The 22,427-nt window shown below is 66.4% G+C and carries 31 protein-coding genes; 20 read left to right on the top strand and 11 right to left on the bottom strand.

Translation table 11 applies throughout. The features are described from left to right. Positions 1 to 7 precede the first annotated feature (7 nt). Genes ACJH5R_RS16770 through ACJH5R_RS16760 form a run of 3 tightly spaced genes read left to right on the top strand, consistent with a single transcriptional unit; the run spans position 8 to position 2,754 of the window. Entirely contained in the window at positions 8 to 1,828 is a 1,821-nt protein-coding gene (locus tag ACJH5R_RS16770) for a thiamine pyrophosphate-requiring protein (RefSeq protein WP_406758061.1), read from the top strand. 6 nt (positions 1,829 to 1,834) lie between these two features. Further along, positions 1,835 to 2,530 (top strand): HemK2/MTQ2 family protein methyltransferase, encoded by a 696-nt coding sequence (locus ACJH5R_RS16765; RefSeq protein ID WP_406782400.1) that lies wholly within the window; start codon positions 1,835 to 1,837, stop codon positions 2,528 to 2,530. Next, on the top strand, positions 2,527 to 2,754 hold the full coding sequence (locus tag ACJH5R_RS16760) for a CDGSH iron-sulfur domain-containing protein (RefSeq protein ID WP_406758063.1): 228 nt from the start codon (positions 2,527 to 2,529) through the stop codon (positions 2,752 to 2,754). The genes ACJH5R_RS16765 and ACJH5R_RS16760 overlap by 4 nt, the downstream gene beginning before the upstream one ends. Positions 2,755 to 2,769: 15 nt before the next feature. Here ACJH5R_RS16760 and ACJH5R_RS16755 read toward each other — a convergent pair whose 3' ends face one another. Together ACJH5R_RS16755 and ACJH5R_RS16750 are read right to left on the bottom strand one after the other, a co-directional pair. Further along, complete coding sequence (locus tag ACJH5R_RS16755) at positions 2,770 to 2,958, bottom strand: hypothetical protein (protein ID WP_406782399.1); 189 nt, start codon at positions 2,956 to 2,958, stop codon at positions 2,770 to 2,772. Next, entirely contained in the window at positions 2,958 to 3,323 is a 366-nt protein-coding gene (locus ACJH5R_RS16750) for a helix-turn-helix transcriptional regulator (protein ID WP_406758193.1), read from the bottom strand. The genes ACJH5R_RS16755 and ACJH5R_RS16750 overlap by 1 nt, the downstream gene beginning before the upstream one ends. Before the next feature lie 134 nt (positions 3,324 to 3,457). On the opposite strand from ACJH5R_RS16750, the gene ACJH5R_RS16745 reads away from it, so the two are divergent. Then, positions 3,458 to 3,880, top strand: coding sequence for an Hsp20/alpha crystallin family protein (locus ACJH5R_RS16745; RefSeq protein WP_308484012.1), 423 nt, complete (start codon positions 3,458 to 3,460; stop codon positions 3,878 to 3,880). Positions 3,881 to 3,930: 50 nt separating this feature from the next. Beyond that, positions 3,931 to 4,203 (top strand): hypothetical protein, encoded by a 273-nt coding sequence (locus tag ACJH5R_RS16740; protein WP_406782398.1) that lies wholly within the window; start codon positions 3,931 to 3,933, stop codon positions 4,201 to 4,203. 218 nt (positions 4,204 to 4,421) lie between these two features. On the opposite strand, the gene ACJH5R_RS16735 is transcribed toward ACJH5R_RS16740, so the two are convergent. The 4 genes from ACJH5R_RS16735 to ACJH5R_RS16720 form a co-directional block, all read right to left on the bottom strand. Next, positions 4,422 to 5,249: an MEDS domain-containing protein gene (locus tag ACJH5R_RS16735; RefSeq protein ID WP_406782397.1), complete on the bottom strand. Its 828-nt coding sequence runs from the start codon at positions 5,247 to 5,249 to the stop codon at positions 4,422 to 4,424. Continuing rightward, positions 5,249 to 6,205 (bottom strand): anti-sigma factor RsbA family regulatory protein, encoded by a 957-nt coding sequence (locus ACJH5R_RS16730; RefSeq protein WP_406782396.1) that lies wholly within the window; start codon positions 6,203 to 6,205, stop codon positions 5,249 to 5,251. The genes ACJH5R_RS16735 and ACJH5R_RS16730 overlap by 1 nt, the downstream gene beginning before the upstream one ends. Before the next feature lie 101 nt (positions 6,206 to 6,306). Next, positions 6,307 to 6,462 carry a hypothetical protein gene (locus ACJH5R_RS16725; RefSeq protein ID WP_406758068.1) on the bottom strand — a complete coding sequence of 52 codons (156 nt, stop codon included), beginning with the start codon at positions 6,460 to 6,462 and terminating at the stop codon, positions 6,307 to 6,309. Between the two features lie 15 nt (positions 6,463 to 6,477). Continuing rightward, positions 6,478 to 6,711 carry a hypothetical protein gene (locus ACJH5R_RS16720; RefSeq protein WP_406758069.1) on the bottom strand — a complete coding sequence of 78 codons (234 nt, stop codon included), beginning with the start codon at positions 6,709 to 6,711 and terminating at the stop codon, positions 6,478 to 6,480. Positions 6,712 to 6,953: 242 nt separating this feature from the next. Between ACJH5R_RS16720 and ACJH5R_RS16715 the strand changes: the two genes are divergently transcribed. The 14 genes from ACJH5R_RS16715 to ACJH5R_RS16650 all read left to right on the top strand — a co-directional run bounded on the left by ACJH5R_RS16715 (position 6,954) and on the right by ACJH5R_RS16650 (position 16,304). Beyond that, positions 6,954 to 7,364, top strand: coding sequence for a hypothetical protein (locus tag ACJH5R_RS16715; protein WP_406782484.1), 411 nt, complete (start codon positions 6,954 to 6,956; stop codon positions 7,362 to 7,364). A 13-nt stretch (positions 7,365 to 7,377) separates the two neighbouring features. Continuing rightward, positions 7,378 to 8,124: a gluconate 2-dehydrogenase subunit 3 family protein gene (locus tag ACJH5R_RS16710; RefSeq protein WP_406782395.1), complete on the top strand. Its 747-nt coding sequence runs from the start codon at positions 7,378 to 7,380 to the stop codon at positions 8,122 to 8,124. Next, positions 8,124 to 9,797 carry a GMC family oxidoreductase gene (locus tag ACJH5R_RS16705; protein WP_406782394.1) on the top strand — a complete coding sequence of 558 codons (1,674 nt, stop codon included), beginning with the start codon at positions 8,124 to 8,126 and terminating at the stop codon, positions 9,795 to 9,797. The genes ACJH5R_RS16710 and ACJH5R_RS16705 overlap by 1 nt, the downstream gene beginning before the upstream one ends. Next, entirely contained in the window at positions 9,794 to 10,804 is a 1,011-nt protein-coding gene (locus ACJH5R_RS16700; protein ID WP_406758072.1) for an SDR family oxidoreductase, read from the top strand. The genes ACJH5R_RS16705 and ACJH5R_RS16700 overlap by 4 nt, the downstream gene beginning before the upstream one ends. A gap of 39 nt (positions 10,805 to 10,843) precedes the next feature. Continuing rightward, positions 10,844 to 11,014, top strand: a complete 171-nt coding sequence (locus ACJH5R_RS16695; protein WP_406758073.1) for a hypothetical protein — start codon at positions 10,844 to 10,846, stop codon at positions 11,012 to 11,014. A 40-nt stretch (positions 11,015 to 11,054) separates the two neighbouring features. Next, complete coding sequence (locus tag ACJH5R_RS16690) at positions 11,055 to 11,552, top strand: universal stress protein (protein ID WP_406758074.1); 498 nt, start codon at positions 11,055 to 11,057, stop codon at positions 11,550 to 11,552. A gap of 211 nt (positions 11,553 to 11,763) precedes the next feature. After that, on the top strand, positions 11,764 to 12,177 hold the full coding sequence (locus ACJH5R_RS16685; protein ID WP_046282948.1) for a ChaB family protein: 414 nt from the start codon (positions 11,764 to 11,766) through the stop codon (positions 12,175 to 12,177). After that, positions 12,161 to 12,643: a hypothetical protein gene (locus ACJH5R_RS16680; RefSeq protein ID WP_406758075.1), complete on the top strand. Its 483-nt coding sequence runs from the start codon at positions 12,161 to 12,163 to the stop codon at positions 12,641 to 12,643. The genes ACJH5R_RS16685 and ACJH5R_RS16680 overlap by 17 nt, the downstream gene beginning before the upstream one ends. Beyond that, positions 12,640 to 12,894, top strand: a complete 255-nt coding sequence (locus ACJH5R_RS16675; RefSeq protein ID WP_406758076.1) for a hypothetical protein — start codon at positions 12,640 to 12,642, stop codon at positions 12,892 to 12,894. The genes ACJH5R_RS16680 and ACJH5R_RS16675 overlap by 4 nt, the downstream gene beginning before the upstream one ends. Beyond that, complete coding sequence (locus tag ACJH5R_RS16670; RefSeq protein WP_406758077.1) at positions 12,891 to 13,184, top strand: monovalent cation/H(+) antiporter subunit G; 294 nt, start codon at positions 12,891 to 12,893, stop codon at positions 13,182 to 13,184. The genes ACJH5R_RS16675 and ACJH5R_RS16670 overlap by 4 nt, the downstream gene beginning before the upstream one ends. Further along, positions 13,181 to 13,432, top strand: a complete 252-nt coding sequence (locus tag ACJH5R_RS16665) for a Na(+)/H(+) antiporter subunit B (protein ID WP_406758078.1) — start codon at positions 13,181 to 13,183, stop codon at positions 13,430 to 13,432. Before ACJH5R_RS16670 ends, ACJH5R_RS16665 begins: the two co-directional genes overlap by 4 nt. Next, positions 13,429 to 14,172: an MnhB domain-containing protein gene (locus ACJH5R_RS16660; protein ID WP_406758079.1), complete on the top strand. Its 744-nt coding sequence runs from the start codon at positions 13,429 to 13,431 to the stop codon at positions 14,170 to 14,172. Before ACJH5R_RS16665 ends, ACJH5R_RS16660 begins: the two co-directional genes overlap by 4 nt. Then, on the top strand, positions 14,169 to 14,513 hold the full coding sequence (locus ACJH5R_RS16655; protein ID WP_406758080.1) for a sodium:proton antiporter: 345 nt from the start codon (positions 14,169 to 14,171) through the stop codon (positions 14,511 to 14,513). The genes ACJH5R_RS16660 and ACJH5R_RS16655 overlap by 4 nt, the downstream gene beginning before the upstream one ends. Positions 14,514 to 14,519: 6 nt before the next feature. Further along, the gene (locus ACJH5R_RS16650) at positions 14,520 to 16,304 is read left to right on the top strand and encodes a complex I subunit 5 family protein (RefSeq protein WP_406758081.1); all 1,785 of its coding nucleotides are present in this window, start codon (positions 14,520 to 14,522) and stop codon (positions 16,302 to 16,304) included. On the opposite strand, the gene ACJH5R_RS16645 is transcribed toward ACJH5R_RS16650, so the two are convergent. From ACJH5R_RS16645 to ACJH5R_RS16635, 3 genes are read right to left on the bottom strand one after another with little or no spacing between them, the layout of a single operon-like run. Continuing rightward, on the bottom strand, positions 16,238 to 16,996 hold the full coding sequence (locus tag ACJH5R_RS16645) for a metallophosphoesterase (protein WP_406758082.1): 759 nt from the start codon (positions 16,994 to 16,996) through the stop codon (positions 16,238 to 16,240). The two genes, ACJH5R_RS16650 and ACJH5R_RS16645, sit on opposite strands and share 67 nt — an antisense overlap. Then, positions 16,993 to 17,796: a BON domain-containing protein gene (locus tag ACJH5R_RS16640; RefSeq protein ID WP_406782393.1), complete on the bottom strand. Its 804-nt coding sequence runs from the start codon at positions 17,794 to 17,796 to the stop codon at positions 16,993 to 16,995. Before ACJH5R_RS16640 ends, ACJH5R_RS16645 begins: the two co-directional genes overlap by 4 nt. Further along, complete coding sequence (locus tag ACJH5R_RS16635; protein WP_406758084.1) at positions 17,789 to 18,478, bottom strand: HAD family hydrolase; 690 nt, start codon at positions 18,476 to 18,478, stop codon at positions 17,789 to 17,791. Before ACJH5R_RS16635 ends, ACJH5R_RS16640 begins: the two co-directional genes overlap by 8 nt. A 100-nt stretch (positions 18,479 to 18,578) precedes the next feature. On the opposite strand from ACJH5R_RS16635, the gene ACJH5R_RS16630 reads away from it, so the two are divergent. Beyond that, entirely contained in the window at positions 18,579 to 20,705 is a 2,127-nt protein-coding gene (locus tag ACJH5R_RS16630) for a catalase (RefSeq protein ID WP_406782392.1), read from the top strand. 9 nt (positions 20,706 to 20,714) lie between these two features. Here the strand turns inward: ACJH5R_RS16630 and ACJH5R_RS16625 are convergent, their stop codons facing one another. Together ACJH5R_RS16625 and ACJH5R_RS16620 are read right to left on the bottom strand one after the other, a co-directional pair. Beyond that, entirely contained in the window at positions 20,715 to 21,152 is a 438-nt protein-coding gene (locus ACJH5R_RS16625) for an STAS domain-containing protein (RefSeq protein ID WP_406782391.1), read from the bottom strand. 193 nt (positions 21,153 to 21,345) lie between these two features. Further along, positions 21,346 to 22,353 carry an iron-containing redox enzyme family protein gene (locus tag ACJH5R_RS16620; RefSeq protein ID WP_406782390.1) on the bottom strand — a complete coding sequence of 336 codons (1,008 nt, stop codon included), beginning with the start codon at positions 22,351 to 22,353 and terminating at the stop codon, positions 21,346 to 21,348. Between the last annotated feature and the right edge of the window lie 74 nt (positions 22,354 to 22,427).

Below are 22,427 nucleotides of genomic sequence, written 5' to 3'. Positions count from 1 at the left end.
GCAACCAATGCCGAAGACCGCGGACTTCATCCTCGATAGGCTCCGTCAGTGGGGGGTGCACCGGATCTTCGGATACCCCGGCGACGGCATTCTGTCGATGGTCGGCGCCTTGGACCGGGCCGGGGGAGACCCGGAACTCATCCAGCCGCGCCATGAAGAGATGGCGGCGTTCATGGCCACCGGCCACGCCAAATTCACCGGGGAGATCGGATGTTGCCTGGCCACCTCCGGCGGCGGGGCGATCCATCTGCTCAACGGGCTCTACGACGCCAAGCTTGACCACCAGCCGGTGGTTGCGATCATCGGTCAGCAGAAGCGGATGTCGCTGGGCGCGGCCTTCCAGCAGGAGATCGACCCCAACTCGTTGTACAAGGACGTCTCTTCGGACTTCGTCCAGACTTGCATGGCGCCGGTCCAGGCACGCCACCTGGTGGACCGGGCCTGCAAGGTGGCCCTGACCAATCGAACCGTGGCAACCATCATCCTTCCCGAGGACGTTGCCGAGGAGGAGGCGGTCCCTTCGCCACCGCGCCAGCATGGGGCCGTCTTCAGCAGTGTCGGGTGGACCAAACCGCGAATGATCCCGCCGCAGCACGAGCTGCGCAAAGCCGCCGAGATCCTCAACGAGGGTGAGAAGGTGGCGATCCTGGTGGGTGCGGGAGCCGCCGATGCCGCCGACGAAGTGGTGGAGGCCGCCGACCTGCTCGGCGCCGGCGTCGCCAAGACGTCATTGGGACGCGCCGCACTACCCGATGAACTGCCGTATGTGACCGGGCCGATTGGCCTGCTGGGCTCCACGGCCAGCGAGGCAATGATGTCGGGTGCCGACACCTTGCTCATGATCGGGACCAGTTTTCCCTACGCTGAGTGGCTGCCCAAGGAAGGGCAGGCCCGCGGGGTGGAGATCAACCACGACGGCCGGATGATCGGGGTGCGCTACCCGGTACAGGCCAACCTGATCGGCGACTCCAAAGACACCCTGGCCGAACTGATTCCGTTGCTGAACCGCAAGAAGGATCGGTCCTGGCGGCGCAAGATCGAAAGCGAAGTGGAGACCTGGTGGCGGGTTCTCGACGACCGGGCGCACGACAAGGCCAATCCGCTCAATCCCGAACTGGTGGTCCACGAGCTCTCCAAGCGCTTGCCCGACAACGCCGTCGTCACCACCGACGCGGGCTCGGTCGCCAACTGGTGGGCGCGGCATCTGCGGCTGCGGCGCGGCATGGCGGCCTCACTTGCTGGAAACCTTGCGACCATGGGCCCCGGCACGCCGTATGCGATCAGCGCCAAGCTCGCTCATCCGGACCGGCCGGTGATCGCCGTCGTCGGCGATGGTGTCTTCCAGATGAACGGCATGGCCGAGATGATCACCGTGAAGCGCTACCTGGACCGGCTGTCTGACGGGCCGCTGATCTTCTGCGTATTCAACAACCAGGACCTCAACCAGGTGACCTGGGAGCAGCGGGCCATGGGAGGGGAGCCCAAGTTCGAAGACTCGCAAATGATCCCGGACGTGCCCTACGCCGAATTCGCCAAACTTCTCGGGCTGACCGGAATTCGGTGTGACAGCCCGGACACCATCGGACAGGCCTGGGACCAAGCGCTGTCTGCGCCCGGGCCGGTGGTGCTGGAAGTCGTGGTGGACCCCGACATCCCGCCGGTGCCGCCACATATCGAAAAGATGATCGCCAAGAACACCGCTAAAGCGATCATCAAGGACCCGGACCGAGTAAGCGTGGTCACCAAGGGCGCAAAGCAGAAGATGCACGAGTTCACCGAATCGGCTAAGCAGTCGGTGCGCGACATCCGCAGCAAGAACGGCGGGTAATCGCCGATGACCACCTTGGGGGTGCCCGGCGCCCTGCGTCGTCGGCCGCCGAACTTAGACGGTGTCTATGTGCCGCAAGAGGACTCGCACCTTCTCATCGAGACCATGGAACGCACCGGGTTGGCCCGCCGGGCCAGGGTGCTGGACCTGTGCACCGGCAGTGGGATAGCGGCCATCGCGGCGGCCGAGCTGGGCGCGGACAGTGTCACCGCGTTCGATATCTGCCCGCGCGCGGTGCGCTGCGCCCGGGACAACGCGCGTGCCGCCGGCATGGACGTAGCGGTCCGGCGGGGGCCGTGGAGTGACGCGTTGTGCTGCGCCCCTTTCGATCTCGTGGTGACCAACCCGCCCTATGTGCCTTCGCCGCGGGATGGCGGGCCCATTCCTTCGGCGGGCGGTCCGGAACGGTCGTGGAACGGTGGTGTTGACGGGCGGGTCGTGTTGGATCCGCTCTGCCGGTCGGCGGCGACGCTGTTGCGTCGCGGCGGTTCCCTGCTGCTGGTGCAGTCCGCCCTCGCCGACGTCGCGCACTCACTGGGGAGGTTGCGGGAGTCGGGACTGTCAGCCGAGATTGCCGCGGTCAAGAATATTCCGTTCGGGCCGGTGCTTTCGGCGCGTGCGGGCTGGCTGGAATCCACCGGCCGGGTGTCGCACGGCTGCCGCGTGGAACAACTCGTGGTGATCCGGGCGGACAAGCCATGACGACGCCGGAGAAAAGAGTGGTACAACCGGTCCGCAACGGCCCGGTCCTGATCGCCGGCCCGGTCCGGATCGAGACGCCCGAGGGCGTCCTCGAATCCGATCGCTTCATGGTGGCTATCTGCACCTGTGGGCGCAGCCGCAACTATCCACTGTGCGACACCAGCCATCGGCGCCGGAAAACGTCAGACCGTCGTACCGACGCGGATGGTGTCAAAAGCGAGTAAATGCCGGCGGTTGGCTCATCGGTCGGCGTCGTAGCCGTCGTCGGGCAGTGGAACGCTGATGGCCTGATCGATCAGGTCGGCCGGGTTGGCATCGGTGTCCTCGGCATTCTCCAGAAGGGCGGGATCCAGTCCGTCGTCGTCGCTCGCGTCGGCGGGGATCCGCTGTTCGGCGAGATCTGCCTCTGGAACATCAGGGTTGGTCATCATGACCCCTTTCGTTTCCGCGTTCGGGGCGGGTCGGCACGTTTGGCGGCGAGCAGCGCATAGTCCGTTTTCAGTTGGGAGTTGTCCGACCTCAGCTGGGTGTTGTCGGACTCCAATCGGGCGTTACGTGCTTCCAGGCCGAGGATCTGCCCGATACCTGCCACATTGATGCCGATCTCTACCAGCTCCGTGATCCGTCGAAGCCGCGCAAGATCGTCATCGCTGTAGCGGCGCGTACCGCCCGCGGTGCGCGCCGGGGTGAGCAGGCCGCGGCTCTCGTAGAGCCGCAAGGTCTGCGGACCGATCCCGGATAACTCGGCTGCCACCGAGATGCCGTATACCCCAAGCCCGGAGCGGGCATTCATCTCGTCGGCCACCGCGCTTCTCTTCCACTCGCCGAAAATTTCTGGTGCTCCTCTTGCGTGAACCTACCACCGGTGCTATATAAAAATCTATGTCGGCAGACATAGATGATCTGCCGCAGACCGAGGAGGTGGAGATGATGTTGATGCGTACCGACCCGTTCCGTGATCTCGACCGCTGGACCCAGCAGGTGCTGGGCACCGCGGCGCGACCGGCGGTCATGCCGATGGACGCCTGGCGTGACGGCGACCAGTTCATCGTCGAGTTCGACCTGCCTGGCGTGGCAGAGGATTCCCTGGATCTCGATGTCGAACGCAATGTGCTGACGGTGCATGCCGAACGTCCGGGCCTGGATCAAAGCCGCGAGATGGTGTCCGCGGAACGGCCACGCGGTGTGTTCAGCCGCCAGCTGTTCCTCGGTGACAATCTGGACGCCGGGCAGATCCAGGCCAGCTATCAAGACGGCGTGCTGCGGTTGACCATTCCGGTCGCCGAGAAGGCAAAGCCACGGCGGATCAAGATCGCCAGCAGCCACGGCGAGCGAGCCATCAACGCTTGATTGCGAGGGGCCGGGCGGCGGCCTGCTACCCGGTGTAGGAGGTGAGCGCAATGACCACCGACACTCTGGCCGCGGAGGTACTCGACGAGGCGGAGTACATCGTGCGCGCCGAATGGCTGCGCGTGTTGACCGCCGCAGTACCCGGGCACTGGACCGCGGTTCCCACCGAAATGCCCGTCGCCCGGCCTCGCTCCCTGAAGCTCGCCCTGTTGAGCGTCATTTCCGAACAGCGCGATGCATCGCTACCGGCCAGCCGCCAACACCGGCCGGCCACGCGGCGGCGAAACACGAGAGTGTGGCCCACGCAGCGGTCCCCTCCGTGACACCCCGGCGGTGACTCGTGCGTTGCTCACCGATGTCCGACCATTCGAGCGCCTTCGACGCAGACCGAGGCTGCGCGCGCATCGCCACCGATGTGGCAGCGAAACAGGCTGGGCTGCGCACGATGTCACCGCAGGGCCCGACGGGGTCACGCTGCCGCCACTGCTCTCCCCGGCAGCAGCGTGCCTCGTCGTCCTCACAGAAGTCGATCAGCAGGGCGTCACACCGTCGCCTCAATGCTGACGTTGGCGAAGTCCAGTAAGTTGACCAGCCGGTGCACGACTGCTTGATCGCTGCGCAGTAAGGCCGTTCGGCCGTGGGCGGCGCAGAGGCGGTCGAGCAGGCAGAGCTGCCGGTGCCCGACGAAGTCCAAGTCCCGCGCGTCGATCTCGAGGGTGTCGTGCGACAGCAGCGGCAGGACCCGCTGCAGAGTGGTGAGGAACAGCGGCTCGCTGGCGGCGTCGAGAGTGCCGGCCAGCGCGATGGCATTGCGCCCGGCGGGCTGGGCATACAGCTGGAACGGCACCGAACTCGGTCCGGCCGCCGGGTGCAGGCACAACAAACCGGCCGCGGCCTCACCGAGTTCGGCGACGTTGTAGCCGCACATCGCCGCGACCGGCAGGGTGGAGATTCGCCGGTCTCCGAGGAATTCCAGAGCCGCCTGGGCGTCGCGCTGCGCGGGTGTGCGCACTACCGGTGTGACATCGATGACGATCCGAAGGCCGCTGTAGCCGTCGGCGACCGCAGCGACCGCGGCCGCCGCATAGCGCTCGGTCATACGCTCGGCGTCGACGACGTCACCCCGGAACACGAAGTGCTCCGGCACGGTCTTGACATGTACCTCGCGGGCATCTGTTCCGAGGCCGGCCGCCGCCAAGGCCGCCCGCATCGTGGCGGGATCGTCCGCGCCGACGTAGGCGACTCGCTGGTCGAGGTCCAGACCGTCCGCGACATACTCCGCCGCGTGGTGCAGGAACTCCGCGGGATCCCGGTATTCCCAACCGACGTGGCCGAATTCGCCCGACCGATCTGCCCGATATGCACCCATCACGCCGACTTTCTCATCCGCAGATGCGCCTGCACCGTGGTTCCACTCGCCGCGGTGTGAATGCGTACCAGGTCGGCTGTCGCGTTGACCACGAAAAGCCCGCACCCGTGGTCGTAGTCGCTGATGATCGGCCGCCGGCCAGCCAACCGGTCAGTCAATCGACCGGAATCGCTGACCTGACATATCAATTGGTCGTCCGCCGCCCACAACAGCAGGGTGCACAGGCCCCTGCCATGCTGCAGGCTGTTGGAAGCCAGCTCGTTGACGATCAACTGCAGGTCTGCGATATCGGCGCCCGCGAAGCCGAACCAGCGGGCGTACTTGGCGGAGAACTGCCGGGCGCCGGCCAGATCGGTAAGTCGATGCAGGGTGTAGCTTGCCGCCGTGGGGCTGCTGGGCAGTGGCTCGTTGTAGCGCGCCCACGCGGCGTCGGGAGCAAAGCCGGAGCTGGCGCGTACCGGGTGCCCGGAAAGGCCCAGGCTCGGGTGGGTGATCTCGGCGTCGACGAGAATGTCGGAGTCCAGAGTTGTTGCGTCGTAAGGGCAAAGCATCGTGAGATCCCGTCCGATGAACGCCTCGTTGACCAGAGCCTCATGCTGCACGCAGGCCGGATACTCCAGCGTTGACCGGCCGCTCCAGACCGGCTCGCCTACCATCCGTACCGGACCCGACGGGTGTCGGGCAGCGAAAGCTCCCTGCACTCCGCCCAGAATGTGGGTGGGATTGCGCCCGACCTGGCTCATATCGGACAGGCTTGTCGACTCGAGTGCGCCTGCAGGCAGGGCATTGCGGAGCAGTGAGAGATTTGGCTCAGGTACCGCCACCAAGATCGGGAGATGGGCGGCCACCGCGTCGGCGATATACGGCACCAGGCAATCAAGGTATTCCTGCGGGGAACGGTAGAACAGCGCGATATGCCTGAAGGAGCCGCGATCAGCGTCGGCAGCGACGGTCATCGAGTGTGCCCCTGTCATCCAACGTGAACGGGCCGCAGAGCTAGCTCAACCTCGGCTCTGCGAGGCACGGCCCGTCGGTTTGCGCTGAGTCGCGGCCGGCATCAATACCAGTAGCGCCGACCGGCGACCGGACGACCGATCGCGCCCAGAATCCACAGTGCAGCGCCGACGACCAGCAGGATGACGCCGATCGTCCAGAGGACATTGATCTTGAAGATGAGCGCCAGAATAAGCAGGACCACTCCGAGGGCAATCATTACCGATCCCTTCTCTCACACAATCAAACCGACCGCACCCAGCGAAGAGGGCTGCGGTAAACGGCAATCGGATACAACCGGGTTGAACCCGAGGTAGTTCAACGGACCCGCCAACGTGGTGACAGCGATGGTTCCGGCATTTGCACAGCTCGTTTGGCTACCGTGGAAGTAGTCGCGCTGCCATGCAGCGAAGACGCCGACCAGCAGCCAGATCAGCACAATGGTCCCGGCCAATCCACCGATTCGCATCCGTCCTCCGTTCATCTGTACCCCGATCAGTTCCCCGTTCGACCCTTGTCGAAACCTGAGAGCCATTTCGGGAGCCGAGCGATGTTTGGCCGCGGTCGTGGGCGGGGTACTGCCGGGATTCGGGGGACATTGCCGAATGGAATGGGGGTGCGCGGATGATGTTGCTGGAAACAGGCGAATCCGGCGCGCGGGCAGGCAGTCACGCGGAGTGGATCGGCGAAGCCGGCGATATCGTCGATCGGATGCTGCGCAATGTCGCGCATGGCCGCTTCGAAAGATCCTTATCGGCGATGACGGCGTTCGCCGCGATGGTCACGACCGCCGAAATCTACCTCGAGCATTACAAGGCCGGCTTCGGCAACAAGTGGATGTGGAGCCCGGTTCTGGTTACGCCGCCGGTGGTGGTCGCCGGGATCGGTGGGGTGTTCTCCCGCCGCTGGGCCAAGCGCTGGCTGCCGTTGACCGCAGGGGTGTACGCCGCCAACGGCCTACTGGGGGAGTACCTGCACGCTCGCGGGGTGGCCCGAAAGCCCGGATGCTGGAAGATGGCGTCCTACAACGTTCCGATGGGGCCGCCGATCGCAGCGCCCGGCCTGATGGCGATGGTCGGCGGGATGGGCTTGCTGGCGGCGGTGCTACGCCGCGAACGCTGAGGTGCCGGCAGCCATGGCCGACACCTCCCGTCCCGACCACCTGCCGAATCTGCGGGCGGATCGTCAACCGCCGCACCCGTCCTGGCTGCCCCGGCAACGCCGCGGCGTCACGCCGCAGATGATCGGGCGCTATCCGGATTTCGACGTGCTGGCGTCGAAGGACAGCTGGGACGAGGCCACCAGACAGGTGGTGCTGGCCCGGCTGGAACCGCCGCGGCCGCTGCGGTTCTTCACCGCGGCGGAGGAGCCTACGCTGCGGGCATTCTGTGACATCGTGCTGGCGCAAGACGGCGAGCCTCGGGTGCCGGTCGCCGAATTCGTCGATGCCAAGCTGGCCGACGGTCAGCTCGACGGTTACCAGTACGCCGACATGCCCGACGATCGGGACACCTGGCGTCTGGTGTTGCGCGGCTTGGACGAGGCCGCCGGCCAGCGGTACGGCAAGGCGTCATTCGCGCAGGCCGAGGTGCCCACCCAGCTGGCTCTGGTCGATCAGTTCTCCCGAGGCCGGTTGCAGGGTGGCTCCTGGTCGCAGCTGAACCAGACCCGAGCCTGGTCGGTGTGTATGCGAATGACCCTGTCGGCGTTCTACTCCCACCCCTGGGCGTGGAACGAGATCGGCTTCGGCGGCCCGGCCTACCCGCGCGGATTCATGCGGCTCGGCGGACCGAGCGGTCCGGCGGCGGCGCGTGAACCGTTCGAAACTCGCGGTGCCATCGACAAGGACCCGGTGGAGCTGGTGCAAGAAGAGGATTCGTAGTGGGCGATTTCTGGCGCGGTCTGCTCAAGGGATCGTTGGGCCCACCAGCCAATGACTCGCGGTTCCTGCTGGATGTGCAGTCGCGAGAGCTGCCCGGCGAGAAGACGATGCGCCGGTATGGCGCCGATGACGAGGTCGACTTGGTGGTCGTCGGCGCTGGTGCCGGGGGATCGGTGCTGGCGCAACGACTGGCGCGGGCCGGCTGGCGCGCGGTGATCATTGAGGCGGGACCGTTCTGGCATCCCGACAGCGACTGGGTCTCCGACGAAGCCGGATCACATCCGTTGTACTGGACGCAGAAGCGCATCATCGGCGGGGACGATCCGATCGAACTGGGTAAGAATAATTCCGGCCGCGGCGTCGGCGGCTCGATGGTGCACTACGCCGGCTACTGTCCACGTTTTCATCCCAGCGACTTGCGCACATTCAGCCTCGACGGGGTGGGGGCGGATTGGCCGATCGACTATGAGGATATCCGTCGTCACTACGAAGTTCTCGAGGCTGAACTGCCAGTCGCCGGGCAGAACTGGCCATGGGGATATCCGCACCGCTACCCGTCGTCGCCACACCCGATCTCCGCTGCCGCATCCAGGCTGTGGGAAGGAGCCCGCAATCTGGGGATTGAGATGCGGGTAGGCCCGGTCGGAATCGTCAACGGCACCTTTGGAAATCGACCGCATTGTATCTACCGCGGCTACTGCCTGCAGGGCTGCAAGGTCAACGCCAAGGCAAGCCCGTACGTCACGCATCTGCCCGACGCGCTGGCACACGGTGTGGAGATCCGTGCGGACTGCATGGCTTCCCGCATCGAACTCGATGACTCCGGGGCGGCTAGTGGTGTCGTCTACTACGACAACACCGGTGGCGAGCACCTGCAGCGTGCCAAGGTTGTGGCGGTCGCCGGGTACTCGATCGAAACCCCAAGGCTGCTACTCAATTCGACCAGCGCCCGGTTCCCGCACGGGCTCGGAAACAACTCCGATCAGGTCGGCCGCTACGTCATGGTTCAAGGTGCGGCTCAGACCGCGGGCCGTTGGTCCGAGGAACTGCGGATGTACAAGGCGCCGCCGCCGCAGGTGACCAGCGAACAGTTCTACGAGACCGACTCCGCTCGGGGATTCGCCCGCGGATTCTCCATCCAGACCGTGTCGCCGCTGCCGATCGGCTGGTCGGAGCACGTGCTCGCCGACGGGCACTGGGGAAGGGCGATGCGCGAGTACATGCGCGACTACAACCACTGGAGCACGATCGGCGTACTCAATGAACTGCTGCCCCTGCCCGACAACAGGATCACCCTCGCCGACGAAGTCGATGGCTATGGGATCCCGGTGGCCCGAATGGACTACACGCGCTGCGAGAACGACAAGGCGAACATGGCCTACTCGACCCGGGTGATCACCGAGATCCTGCACGCGGCGGGCGCCCAGGACGTATTGACCATCCAGCGCTACGCCCATCTGATCGGTGGCGCTCGGATGGGTACCGCGCCGGAGAACTCCGTCGTCGACGCAGACCACCGGGTGTGGGGTGTGCCGAACCTGTTCATCTCCGACGGCTCGGTCTGCCCAACTCAGGGGTCGGCCAATCCGGCGCTGACCATCATGGCGCTGGCTTCGCGGCTCGCCGAACGCCTTGCCGGTAAGCGCATCTCGCAGAAGGGAGTCCAGCCATGACACAGACCGTCGTCGTCACCGGAGCCAGCGCCGGGATCGGCCGAGCCGTTGCACAGCTGTACGGCAAGCGGGGCGCCAATGTCGCCCTGCTCGCGCGCGGTGAGGCAGGCCTGCGCGGCGCGGCGCGTGATGTCGAAGAGGCCGGGGGCACCGCGCTGCCCATTCCCACCGACGTCGCCGACCCCGACGCGGTGGCGGCCGCCGCCGATCGTGTCGAGGCCGAGTTCGGGCCGATCGACACCTGGATCAACGTCGCCTTCGCATCGGTTTTCGCGCCGTTCACCGAGATCGGGCCCGCGGAGTTCAAACGTGTGACCGAGGTCTGCTATCTCGGCTTCGTCTACGGCACCATGGCGGCGTTGGCCCGGATGAAGCCGCGTGACCACGGCACTGTTGTACAGGTGGGCTCGGCCCTGGGGGAGCGCTCGATCCCGTTGCAGTCGGCCTACTGCGGCGCCAAGCACGCCGTCAACGGCTTCACCGAATCGGTGCGTTGCGAGCTGCTGCATGACGGTTCGAAGGTGAACATCACCCTCGTTCAGATGCCGGCGGTCAATACCCCACAGTTCTCCTGGGTGCTGTCCCGGCTTCCCCGCCACCCGCAGCCGGTGCCGCCGATCTACCAGCCGCAGCTGGTGGCCAAAGCGGTGCTGCGGGCCGCCGACCATCCCCGGCGCAAGCAGTACTGGGTGGGCGAAAGCACCGTAGCCACCTTGCTGGCTCAGCGATTCGCCGCGCCATTGCTCGATCGCTATTTGGCCCGCACCGGATACGACTCGCAGCAGACCGGCGAGCGCGTCGACGGCGACAAGCCATACAACCTCTGGGAACCGCTCGACGAACGGCCGGGCACCGACCACGGTGCACGCGGGGCGTTCGACGACTCCTCGCACGCGCACAGCCCGCAGATCTGGGCGGCCCGTCACGCCGCCGGCATGGTGGCCGGGGCCGCCACCGCGCTGGGGGTGGCCGGGGCTGGGGTACTGGCCGCACGTCGGCCGCGTTGAGCCCGACGAAGAGACGAAGACGAGGAAAGGAAGCCGGCAATGGCTGGAAAGAAAGGCCAGAAGGCCGAGGCAGACGTCGAACCCGACGCCCACCAGGCGTGGTCGCGTGCCGGCAAGGGTGAAGACGGCAGCTATGTGGGGCGGACAAGTCCCGATGATGCCTTCGATGCCGGCGAAACCGGCGCCGAAGCCAGAAGCGACGACACGTAGAGGTTTGACCCGAAGGTGCAATGGCTAACCTGCGCCCATTATGGCTTCGAATACCGCAGGAATCGTAGTCGGCGTCGACGGGTCGCCGGCGTCGCAGGACGCTGTGCGCTGGGGCGCCCAGGAAGCTGAACGCCGCGCACTACCACTGACTCTGGTCCATGCGGCGTCAACCCGGCTGTCACCTCTGATGGCCCGCTGGATGGTGTTCGGTCAACATGAACTGCCGCACCGTCGTGTGCAACGGATCGTCGATGACGCCGTCGGAGTCGCGACCGACAGCGCCTCAGACGGCGCGCCCGCGCAGCTGAACACCAAGGTGGAGTTCGCGGACCCGGTTGACGCGCTCGAAGAATTGTCGCGACAAGCCGATCTGGTCGTCGTCGGATCGAGCAGCCGGCGACGGTTGCGGCATCTGTTCTTCGGCTCGGTCGGCTCGGCGCTGTCGCCGCGCTGTCACTGCCCACTGGCCGTTTTGCACGATGACGACCTAGCGGCGCCCTCGGACGCTGCGGTACAGGCCGACCCGACGGGTTGGTGACCGGCACCGCTCAGGCCGGGGCTGCCGGCAGCGGGTGGCACACCGAGATGAATTGGGCATGGCCGGTGAGCAATTGACGGAATCATTCGGCGCACACACTTGTCGGGTTTGCCCGATCGGCGTGCCGACGAATCGTGGCCTCTTTCGAAATGGTTGCTGAGCCGTTTCAGGGGGTAACCAACCCCGATCACAGTCGCTGATTGGAGGTCTCATGCCCAAGACGACGAAGAGCGGCACCGCCAAACGCGGCGAGTTGCCCAGCACGCTGCAGCGCTCCGGCGCCAAGGCGCAACGCACCTTCGCCAAAGCGCACGATGCTGCCGCCAAGGAATACGGCAGCGAGCAGCGGGCGCACCGGGTCGCTTATGCGGCGCTCAAGCACAGTTTCGAGAAGGTCGGGGACCATTGGGAGCCCAAAAAGAAGCGCGGCCCGTCGGATAAGCGCGCGGCTGGCGGAGGTCCGAACAACTCCGGACCCTCCGCGGAGGGCGTCGATGCCAACGCCAGCAAGCAGCATCTGCTGGATGTCGCCCGCCGACTGGACATTCACGGACGATCGACGATGCGGAAATCCGAACTGGTCACGGCGATCAAGAAGCACAATCGCCGTGTCCGCGGTAAATAGCCGGCTCACGGGAGCTCTCGCCGAAACACTGTTGTGGTGGCTGGCCACCGGCGCGGTGTGGGTGGTGACGCTGACTGGGCGGTCCACCCCCGAGATGCTTGCCGGGGCACTGTGCACGCTGCCGTGTGCCGCGGTTGCCCGTGCGGCGCGGCGGGCCAACGGCGGTGAGTGGCGCTTTCGGCTGGTATGGCTGCGCTGGGCGGCGGTGGTCGCCGGTGAGTTGCTGACGCAACCCGCCAAGGTGTGGGCTTACCTCCTGATTCCGTCACGGCGTGCCCAATCGGCGGTCGACTCGGTGACGTTGCCCCGGGAGCCGGCAGCGGTGGCTGCCGCCCGCAGTACCGCCGCAACCATGGCGTTGGCCACCACCCCCGGCACCGTGGTGCTCGACGCGGCCGGGCACGCGGTGCGGGTACACCGGGTCGGGCAACGTCCCGGCAGGTTGGAGAAGGCGGTGCGGCGGTGAGCCCGGGAGAGGCGGCTGCGCTGGCGCTGCAGGCCGGGGTGTTCGCGCCGGGAATGTGGATGGCGTCACGCGGTTCGCCCCGGCGGCGCTTGGTCGGCCTGGAATTCGCCGGTGTCGGCGCCGTATCCACCTTGATGGTGCTGGCCGTCTCGTGGCACCAGGACTGGACCCTGATCGTTCCACTGGTGTTGGTGCTGATCACGCTTCCCGGAACCCTGGTTTACACCCGGCTGCTGACGAGCAAGCCATGATCGCCTGGCTGTTGATCTTCGGTGGCGTATCAGTCATGGCGTGCAGCGCGGTTGGGGCCGCGGCGGTCGGAGGTGTGTTGGACCGGCTGCACCTGCTGAGCGTGACCACGTCCGTCGGCTTCCCGCTGATGGCGCTGGGCCTGATAGTGCAACGCGGCATCTCCGAAGCGTCGGCGATGGTTGTGCTCATCGCCGCGCTGGTGTTGTTGTCCGCGCCGGTGATGTCGGCGGCCACCGCTCGGCTGACCGCCCACGAAGCCGGTGTGGTGGAAGCCGATTCGCCGCCATGACCGCACTGATCCTGGTCTCGCTCACAACGGTCGGTATCACCGGAGCCATCGTCGCGCTGACCGGCGACCCACAGCGCCAGGCGATCATGCTGTCGGTTTTCGGCCTGGCGCTGACGGTGTTGTTCGTGCTCCTGCAGGCGCCCGACGTGGCGTTGTCCCAGTTGCTGATCGGCGGGGTGGTCGTGCCCTTGATGGTGATGCTGACCGTCCGGACGGTGCAGCGTCAACACCGGGAGATCGGCCGGTGAGCCGCGGCGTGCGCGCGGCGCTGTTCCTCGCCGGCGCGGCCGGACTTGGCGTGCTGCTGTGGCTGGGATTCGCCGGGCTTCCCGCGTTCGGTCAGGCGCATCACCCGTATCGGGATCTGGCGGTGCGGGCCGCGTTCTCGCACGCCACCGCCAACGTGGTGGCGTCGGTGAATTTCGACCAGCGCGCCCTGGACACGCTTGTCGAGGAGACCATCCTGGTCGCCTCGGTGACCGGGGTGATGGCCCTGCTGCGGCCTGCTGTCGAGGAGCGTGAATATCACAACCGCGGTCGCCGAACGGCCCTGGACGCCACCCAGTTCGTCGGATATCTACTGTTTCCGGTGACCCTGGCGGTGGGAGTCGATGTGGTGGTGCACGGACATCTGACCCCCGGTGGGGGTTTCCAGGGTGGGGTACTGCTGGCCGCCGGTCTGCACCTGCTCTACGTCACCGGAAGCTTCCGGGCGCTGGATCGATTGCGTCCGGTCAACGTCTTCGACGTGGGCGAGGCGCTGGGCGCAGCGGCATTCGTCGCCATCGGCCTCGTCGCCTTGATCACCGGCGGAGCGTTCCTACTCAACACGTTGCCGACCGGCACTCGGGGCCAGTTGCTGTCGGCAGGGACGGTACCGCTGCTCAATGCGGCGGTCGGTATCGCGGTGGCATGCGGCATAACCGTGTTGCTCGCACAGTTCCTGGCTCAGGAGATCACTGTCGCGCCGCGACGGGAGAAATCGTGAGCGGCTACCTCTATGGCGTGGCGGGTTGGCTGGTATTGGTCGGATCGTTCGGAATCGTACGTAGCCGCAACCTGATTCACGCAGTGGTGTGCCTGTCGGTGGCGCAGGCGGGCACCTACCTGTTGCTGTTGACCGTCGGCTACCAGCGTGGCGCGGCGCCACCGATCTTTGTCGATTCTCCCGGCCCGACTGCTGTGGTCGACCCCGTGGTGCAGGCGATGACTCTTACCGACATCGTCATTCAGGCCACCGTCACCGCATTGCTTCTGGCGTTGGCCATCCAAGTCCACAAGCGCCACCACACCCTGGACCCGGATCAGCTCTCGGCACTGCGAGGCTGAATCGCCGTGCCGGCCAGCACCTCCGCTCTGTTGCCGACGCTGGTCGCGGTGCCGATCCTCATGGCATGCCTGCTGTTGGCGCTGAGCGGGCGGGTCTCTCGGCCGGTGGCCAATGCGGTGGTGCTGGCCGTATCGGCGGCCTGCACCGCGGGCAGCGGCTGTGTGCTGGCTGCGGCGTCGAGCCACACGGTGGTGGCCTGGATCGGTGACTGGCGCCCGCAGTCCGGCTTGGCGGTCGGTATTGCCCTGGCCGCGGATCCACTCTCGGCGGGATTGGCGGTGCTGGTCGGCTCCCTGACCGTGTGCGCGGCGTTGTACAGCCGCCGCGGCCTCGATGAGGCCGGCACGCGCTTCGACGTGCTGCTGTTGATCTTCCTGGCGGCGATGAACGGCTTCGTGTTGGCCGCCGACCTGTTCAACCTGTTCGTGTTCTTCGAGCTGATGGGTGCGGTCGGTTACGCGTTGACCGGCATCAAGATCGAGGATCGCTCGGCGATCCAGGGGGCGCTCAACTTCGGGATCATTCAGTCGCTCAGTGCGTGCGTGACCCTGATCGGCATCACCATGCTCTATGGGCGCGTCGGCCAGTTGGGCATGGCCCAGCTCGGGGCGGCCCTACGGGGCGGCCCGCCTGACGCCCTGGTGGTGGCCGCCTTTGTATTGGTGTCGGCGGCACTTCTGGTCAAGGCCGCCATTGTCCCGCTGCACTTCTGGCTGGCCGACGCGCATGCGGTCGCGCCGGCCGGTGTGTGCGTCTTGTTCTCCGGAGTCATGGTGGAGCTGGGTCTCTATGGGCTGTGGCGGGTGTATTGGGAGGTGTTCGCGGGTGTGCTGCCCCCGCAGGTAGTCAGCCGAGTCTTCGTGCTGGCAGGAGTGCTGACCGCGGCGGTCGGCGCGGTGATGTGCCTGTTGCAGCGCCACCTCAAGCGGCTGCTGGCCTACTCCACCGTCGGTCACATGGGGTTGGCGCTGGTGGCCACCGCGACACTGACCGCTCACGGGGTAGCCGGCGCAGCGGTCTACCTGATCGGCCACGCCGGGGCGAAGTCGGCACTGTTCCTGATCGTGGGGATTCTGCTGGACCGCCACCACAGCGTCGACGAATGGGAGTTGGCGGGACGCGGCCGGGGCCAGCGGATGCTGGCCGCCTGCTTTGGCATCGCGGCCGTCGCCCTGGCCGGCCTTCCGCCGTTCGGGACCGCGCTCGGCAAGTCCCTGTGCGAGGAGGCGATCGGCAGCGGGTGGGGAGCGGCGCTGTTCTTAGCTGTTTCAGCACTCACCGGTGGTGCCGTGCTGCGGGCCGGCATCCGTTGTTTCACCGGTGTCGGCGGACGAACCGAGCCGTCCGACGACGTGGCCTCCGGGCGCCGGACCCGAGGCGACGAGGAACCCGACACCTGGCTGCGGCGAACACCGGCCAGCATGTACCTGGCGATCGGGATGCTGCTGGCCGGTTGCCTGGCCGCCGGCCTACTGCCCGGGGTCGCGCGCGGGGCGCAGAGCGCCGCAGCACGTTTCGTCGAAGTCGGCGCAGCGTCCGCCGCAACTGTGCCGGGCTGGACGGTGGCCGGGGCCGCCATGAGTGCCGGCGGCGCCCTGACGGCGGCATTGGTGGCGGCCGCCGGACTGGTCCGCTGGAATCCGGTGGCACATCGGATGGCCACCGCTGCCGCCGCGCCACTGCTCAGCACACTGCGTGCCGTGCATTCGGGGCACATCGGGGACTACGTCGCGTGGATGTTCGCGGCGCTGGCCGTACTGGCTGCCGCTATCGGATTACCGCTGACTTGATACACGGCGTAGGGCGCGCGGATCAGCGGCCGAGCCACATTGCGTACCGCGACGCCACCGGCGGTGCGGCCCTGTTCGGTTCCGGCGTGGGCGTGGCCGTGCACAGCCAGGTCGGCTCCGGCGTCGTCGATAGCCTCGGCCAGCAGGCACGAGCCCAGAAACGGATAGATCTCCGGCGGTTCGCCGTACAGCGTGTCGGCGACGGGGGAGTAGTGCAGCAGCGCGATCCGATAGTCCGTGCGCAGCGCGCGCAGGCCATCACGCAGCTGGTCGGATGCCGTTTGAGTGGCGCCGACGAAAGCCTTCATCTCCGGTTCGCCGAAGGCCGTCGCGCATCTGCCGGCGAAGCCGCCGCCGAATCCCTTCACGCCGGCGACGCCGACCCGCTGCTGTCGCACGTCGACGGTGTGGGTCTCGCCTTCCAGCACGGCGATCCCGGCATTGCGCAGTGCCGCGGTGATCTCGTGCTGCTGATTCTGGTGGTAGTCGTGGTTGCCGAGCACGCACACCACCGGTACCGGGCAGTCGCTGAGCTCATCGGCGACCACCTGGCCCTCGGCGGCGGTCCCGTGCCGGGTCAGGTCGCCGGCGACCACCAGCATGTCGGCGCGGGCATCGATATCGTGCCAGCGCATCGTGCCGCGCGAATCCTCGCCCAGATGAATGTCACCGACGGCCGCAACCCGAATCACCCGGTCACCTGCTCTGCGGGTTCGAACAGTTGCACCACTTCGATCTCGTTGATCACGGTGCGCGGAGCGACGATGCGCCGCACAGCCGATTCGATCCTCGCTCGGCGTTGCGGGCCGTTGACCGACCCGGTGAGACACACCGACTCGTCGTCGATCTCGATCCCGATCCCCAGCTCTGAAATCTCGGGGTCTTCGGCGAGCCTGCGGCGTATGACGGCGACCAGATGGGCGGGCGGCTGCGGCTGCTCGGTGTGGTCGTGGTCGACGATGGACAGCCCACACAGCAAGTGCCAGAAGGCCTCGGCGAACGGGGAATTTCGCAGCCGGCGGCGCACCTGTGGCCACTCCACCTGCTCGCGCAGAATCCGCGCGACGATGAGCAGCTCGGCGAAATCACAACGGTGACAATCCAGCACCGCAAGCTTCTGCACCATCAGATCGGTAGCGGTGATGACCCGCGTGATCACCGAACCGACTTGGATCGGCGGAGCGCTGGAGATGGTGTCGGCGCTGATCGGGATCTCGCCGAGGTGATGGATCAGGTCCACTAGCACGTCACCGTCGAAGACCTTGAGCAGCCAGTCTTCCGGCGGCTGGACACGTGACATGCCGGCCTCGGCGAGCACTATCGCCGCCCGCTCGGCTTCGGACGGCTCGACCAGCAGGTCGATGTCGTGGTGGGAGTGCGGACCGCCGCGGGCATATACCGCCGCGCCGCCGGCCAGGGCGAAGGGCACGTCGGCGCGATGCAGTGCGCCGACTGTCCGGGTCAGGGTGGCCAGGAAAGCGGATTCATCCATGGGCGCCCCGCCCCTTGGCCAGGCCGGCGATCGGCGTTTGATCCAGGTGCCCCAGCAGATCCTCGGCGTTGTCGAAAACTACCGTCGCACCGGCCGTTTCCAATTCGGCGCGCGAGACGCCGCCGCTGAGCAGTCCGATACAGGGCAGCCCGGCCCGCACGCACGCCTGGGCATCCCAGACCGCGTCACCCACGAAGACGGCGCGCTCCGCCGTTGCTCCGACCCGGTCCAGCGCAATGGAGATGATGTCCGGATTCGGCTTCGCGACGTCGACATCGGCCGAAGAGGTGACCGCCGCGACCAGGTCGTCGCAACCGAGCACCTTGCGCAGAACCGCCAACTCGTTCTCGGGTGCCGAGGTGGCCAGCACCACCGGAAGATCAAGAGCGACTACGTGTTCCAACAGCTTGCGGGCGCCCGGTAGCGGCGACAGCAAGTCCGATGACTGCAGATAGTACTGCGAGTGCAGGTCCTCCAGGCGCCGGCGGACATCGTCGGGTGCGTCGTCGGACAGCAGGCGCACCAACTCCGATCCGTCCATTCCGATGGCGCGGTGGATGCGCCACGACTCCACCTCGTGGTCTAGCTCGGCGAACGCACGCCGCCAGGCGTGCACGTGCAGGTAGTTCGAATCGACCAGGGTGCCGTCGACGTCGAACAACACAGCCGATTGGGCGCTCACGCTCTTCCCCTCCCGTTCGCGAATGGTTCTGGCCGTTTGCGGATGACCTGGCTGGGATACCCACCCAGGGACTTCCCAAATACCGACGAGAGGAAAAGCGGTGGCTACCGAGGACCGTGACGGCAAGCAGCGACAACTCGACGATTACCGGGTCGACCGGCAGTCCGGATACCTCACGACGCAGCAGGGCGTGCGCGTCGACCACACCGACGACGCACTGACTGTCGGTGAGCGTGGGCCCACCCTGCTGGAGGACTTCCACGCCCGGGAGAAGATCACCCACTTCGATCACGAGCGGATTCCCGAACGCGTGGTGCATGCCCGCGGGGCGGGCGCCTACGGCTACTTCGAGCCCTATGACGACTCGCTTGCGCAGTACACCGCGGCACGCTTTCTGACCACGCCCGGCACCAGGACGCCGGTGTTCGTGCGGTTCTCCACCGTGGCCGGCTCGCGCGGTTCGGCCGACACCGTGCGTGACGTACGCGGATTCGCCACCAAGTTCTACACCGATCAGGGCAACTACGATCTGGTGGGCAACAACTTTCCGGTGTTCTTCATCCAGGACGGCATCAAGTTCCCGGACTTCGTGCATGCGGTGAAACCCGAGCCGGACAACGAGATTCCGCAGGCACAGTCGGCTCACGACACGCTGTGGGACTTCGTGTCACTGCAGCCGGAGACACTGCACGCCATTATGTGGCTGATGTCGGACCGCGCCCTGCCGCGCAGCTACCGGATGATGCAGGGCTTCGGCGTGCACACATTCCGCTTCGTGAATGCAAGCGGCGAGGGAACGTTCGTGAAGTTCCACTGGAAGCCGAAGCTGGGCGTGCACTCGCTGATCTGGGACGAATGCCAGAAGATCGCCGGCAAGGACCCCGACTTCAACCGGCGCGATCTGTGGGACGCCATCGAGGCCGGCCAATTCCCGGAATGGGAACTCGGTGTCCAGCTGGTGGCAGAAGACGACGAGTTCGCATTCGATTTCGACCTGCTGGACGCCACCAAAATCATTCCCGAAGAACAGGTTCCGGTGCGCCCGGTCGGCAAGATGGTGCTCAATCGCAACCCGGAGAACTTCTTCGCCGAAACCGAGCAGGTGGCGTTCTGCACGGCCAACGTCGTGCCCGGAATCGACTTCACCAACGACCCGTTGCTGCAGTTCCGCAACTTCTCCTACCTGGACACGCAGTTGATCCGGCTCGGCGGCCCGAACTTCGCTCAGCTGCCGATCAATCGGCCGGTGGCTCAGGTGCGCAATAACCAGCACGACGGCTACGGCCAACACGCGATTCCGCAGGGCAAGTCCAGCTACTACAAGAACTCGTTGGGTGGTGGCTGCCCAGCCTTGGCTGACGAGGGCGTGTTCCGGCACTACACCGAGAAGCTGGACGGGGCCAAGATCCGCAAGCGCGCCGCCAGCTTCGAGAACCACTACGGCCAGGCGCGGATGTTCTATCGAAGCATGTCCACCCCCGAGGCGAAGCACATCGTCGCCGCTTACGCCTTTGAACTGGGGAAATGCGAACACGTTGAGATCCGGCAGCGCGCCGTCGAACAGCTCAACCGCATCGACCACGACCTGGCGCGCCACGTGGCCGAGAAACTGGGGCTGGCCACACCCGACGAGCAGCCCGTCGAGGAGGTGGTGCGCTCACCTGCGCTCTCGCAGCTGACCGATGCCGGTACCCCCGCGAGTGAGGAGGCGCCCGGCATCGAAAGCCGCAAGATCGCGGTGCTGGCCGCCGACGGCGTGGACGTGGTGGGCGTCGAACGGTTCGTCGCGGCGATGCGGGAACGCGGGGCGATCGCCGAAGTGCTGGCGCCGGTCGCCGGCGGCGAGCTCGCCGGTGGCTCCGGTGGCCGGCTGAGTGTGGACCGGGCCTTCACGACGATGGCATCGGTGCTCTACGACGCGGTGGTGGTGCCGTGTGGGCCAGACGCCGTGGAGGCGCTGTCCGGCGACGGATATGCGGTGCACTTCGTGACGGAGGCCTACAAACACCTCAAGGTGATCGGGGCATTCGGGGCGGGGGTGGAGCTGCTGCCCAAGGCCGGCATCTCCGAGCAGCCGGCCGAGGACACCACGGTGGTCGCCACGGCCGGGGTAGTGACCACCACGGCCGCGGCGAAGGATCTGAACGACGAGTTCTTCGACGCGTTCGCCGCGGCACTCGCCGAACACCGCGTCTGGAGCCGCTCGGCCGACGCGGTTCCTGCCTAGATCGCTAGATCAAGGAACCAGGCGAAGCGGCCGCCCGGACCGCTGCACTTCGCTCAACGCGTCCGTCAGGGACTCCACCAGCGGAAGTCGCGAGTGTGGGTCGCAGATCCGCAGCAAGGTGCACAGTGCGGGACTCGGGACCACCTTCAAGTTGGTCTGCGTGCTGGAACATTGCGCGCTGATCGACTGAAGGGCTGAAAACCCGTTGGTTCCAATGAATGTCAGTTCAGACAGATCCACTACCAGCCATTCGCAGCATTCGGCGCAGCGCTTGGCGTAGTCGGCGAATGGGCCGGCATTCGCCGCGTCGATCTCGCCGTTCACGGCGACGACGGCTCCGGTGCGACCCCAATGGACCGTGAATTTGGCGGTATGATTCCGCCAAACTTGGGTGGCTTCCGTTGCGGGAGTGGCGAATGCGTTCTGAGTAACCTTGCTGATCGTCATGCTGTGGCTCCATCAGTCGACGAATCGTGCTGTTGGATCACGTCAACGTAATCACTTCCGGGGCTGCGCTTACGCGGTGACGTTTCACTGCGGCTGTGAACTCAACCGGAGGAATCAGACGTTACCCAGAACCGATCCGATTGGCAAAGAGGTGCCCGACAATTTCGGGAAAATCCCAGTGAAACCTTAATTTTCACGTTGTGAGCAGGGACGAACGTCCCGCTGACCAGGCCGACGTCATGAGGTCGGCGAGCCGACTTTCCACAGCGGCGAGAGCTCGGATACCGAATACGACATCCGTCTCCAAATGCGGATTGCCTTCCAACAGGTCGCCGATCACGTCATTGCGGACCACCTGTTCGTGGACCGCATCGGCCTCGACGTGCTCGGCGTAGAACGCCACGCACGGCTGCGGCGCACCCATCCGCCGCAGCGCCGCGACCAGCCGGCTCGAGCCCGGAGGTGAGGTGATCTCGGTCGCCGCGAAGTGCCCGGCGGCCGCACCCCGCCAGCGGCGATGCAACCCGAACAGCGACATCAGGTTCACCACCGCCAGCGACTCGGCGGGAACAACATCGAGGTAGGCGAGGTAACCGGCATCCAGCCCGGCCGCGGTGAGCAGGTCGGCGAAGAGCTGCTGGTGTACTCGCGCACCCCGCCCGGCGCCGAACTCGTCGAACTCGATCGCGACGAACGACGCCTTGGCCTGGCCGGTCAGGCGGGGGATGATCCAAGCGTGCGGATCGCCCTCCTTGAGGTGGTAGAGCGACCGGTGGACGAAGTACTCGCGTGCCTGCTCCCAGGTGCCCTGATCACGCAGATACCACGAGGGCCCGCTGCCCTGCATGGGCTCGGTTGCCGCGGCATCCATTTCGGCATTGGCCGTCGCGTGGGGCGGTATCACCCCGATGTCTCGGCGGACGGCATCGAGAAACGCGTGTTCGAGCTTGGCACGCAGGTCCAACAGGGTGGCGTCCCACTCCCAGCCCGGGTCCACCCCGGCGAACCCGCGGTAATGCAGCTCGTAGCAGACGTAGAGCGCCAGGTGAAGGTCGCGGCCGTAGGGGTCGGTGTCGGTGCTCGGGGAGATGAACTTCTGGACTGCGCCGGCGGGGCGGCGCAAGAGGTCGCACACCGCCGCTGACAACGGCCCGCACATGGCGGGTAGGCGGGGTTCGGTGTGGATCGTTGCGGTGGACACGATTGCGGATACCCGCCACCTGGACTGCGCCAAACGGGCCCCCGTTTCGGTGGTCTGCCGTTGGGTATTCGGGC

The organism is Mycobacterium sp. SMC-19 (assembly GCF_045310815.1).
Lineage (GTDB): Bacteria > Actinomycetota > Actinomycetes > Mycobacteriales > Mycobacteriaceae > Mycobacterium.
Note: the sequence above shows the minus strand (reverse complement) of the source record. Positions and strands in the feature narration are given on the sequence as shown.

Excerpts from the sequence above, each read along its gene's own strand:
- ACJH5R_RS16625 (WP_406782391.1), bottom strand. The coding sequence starts at position 21,152 with ATGACGATCAGCAAGGTTACTCAGAACGCATTCGCCACTCCCGCAACG.
- ACJH5R_RS16735 (WP_406782397.1), bottom strand. The coding sequence starts at position 5,249 with ATGGGTGCATATCGGGCAGATCGGTCGGGCGAATTCGGCCACGTCGGT.
- ACJH5R_RS16760 (WP_406758063.1), top strand. The coding sequence starts at position 2,527 with ATGACGACGCCGGAGAAAAGAGTGGTACAACCGGTCCGCAACGGCCCG.
- ACJH5R_RS16685 (WP_046282948.1), top strand. The coding sequence starts at position 11,764 with ATGCCCAAGACGACGAAGAGCGGCACCGCCAAACGCGGCGAGTTGCCC.
- ACJH5R_RS16670 (WP_406758077.1), top strand. The coding sequence starts at position 12,891 with ATGATCGCCTGGCTGTTGATCTTCGGTGGCGTATCAGTCATGGCGTGC.
- ACJH5R_RS16765 (WP_406782400.1), top strand. The coding sequence starts at position 1,835 with ATGACCACCTTGGGGGTGCCCGGCGCCCTGCGTCGTCGGCCGCCGAAC.
- ACJH5R_RS16700 (WP_406758072.1), top strand. The coding sequence starts at position 9,794 with ATGACACAGACCGTCGTCGTCACCGGAGCCAGCGCCGGGATCGGCCGA.
- ACJH5R_RS16740 (WP_406782398.1), top strand. The coding sequence starts at position 3,931 with ATGACCACCGACACTCTGGCCGCGGAGGTACTCGACGAGGCGGAGTAC.
- ACJH5R_RS16770 (WP_406758061.1), top strand. The coding sequence starts at position 8 with ATGCCGAAGACCGCGGACTTCATCCTCGATAGGCTCCGTCAGTGGGGG.
- ACJH5R_RS16755 (WP_406782399.1), bottom strand. The coding sequence starts at position 2,958 with ATGACCAACCCTGATGTTCCAGAGGCAGATCTCGCCGAACAGCGGATC.
- ACJH5R_RS16750 (WP_406758193.1), bottom strand. The coding sequence starts at position 3,323 with ATGAATGCCCGCTCCGGGCTTGGGGTATACGGCATCTCGGTGGCAGCC.
- ACJH5R_RS16640 (WP_406782393.1), bottom strand. The coding sequence starts at position 17,796 with ATGGATGAATCCGCTTTCCTGGCCACCCTGACCCGGACAGTCGGCGCA.
- ACJH5R_RS16665 (WP_406758078.1), top strand. The coding sequence starts at position 13,181 with ATGACCGCACTGATCCTGGTCTCGCTCACAACGGTCGGTATCACCGGA.
- ACJH5R_RS16720 (WP_406758069.1), bottom strand. The coding sequence starts at position 6,711 with ATGCGAATCGGTGGATTGGCCGGGACCATTGTGCTGATCTGGCTGCTG.
- ACJH5R_RS16690 (WP_406758074.1), top strand. The coding sequence starts at position 11,055 with ATGGCTTCGAATACCGCAGGAATCGTAGTCGGCGTCGACGGGTCGCCG.
- ACJH5R_RS16715 (WP_406782484.1), top strand. The coding sequence starts at position 6,954 with ATGCTGCGCAATGTCGCGCATGGCCGCTTCGAAAGATCCTTATCGGCG.
- ACJH5R_RS16730 (WP_406782396.1), bottom strand. The coding sequence starts at position 6,205 with ATGACCGTCGCTGCCGACGCTGATCGCGGCTCCTTCAGGCATATCGCG.
- ACJH5R_RS16695 (WP_406758073.1), top strand. The coding sequence starts at position 10,844 with ATGGCTGGAAAGAAAGGCCAGAAGGCCGAGGCAGACGTCGAACCCGAC.
- ACJH5R_RS16710 (WP_406782395.1), top strand. The coding sequence starts at position 7,378 with ATGGCCGACACCTCCCGTCCCGACCACCTGCCGAATCTGCGGGCGGAT.
- ACJH5R_RS16745 (WP_308484012.1), top strand. The coding sequence starts at position 3,458 with ATGATGTTGATGCGTACCGACCCGTTCCGTGATCTCGACCGCTGGACC.
- ACJH5R_RS16725 (WP_406758068.1), bottom strand. The coding sequence starts at position 6,462 with ATGATTGCCCTCGGAGTGGTCCTGCTTATTCTGGCGCTCATCTTCAAG.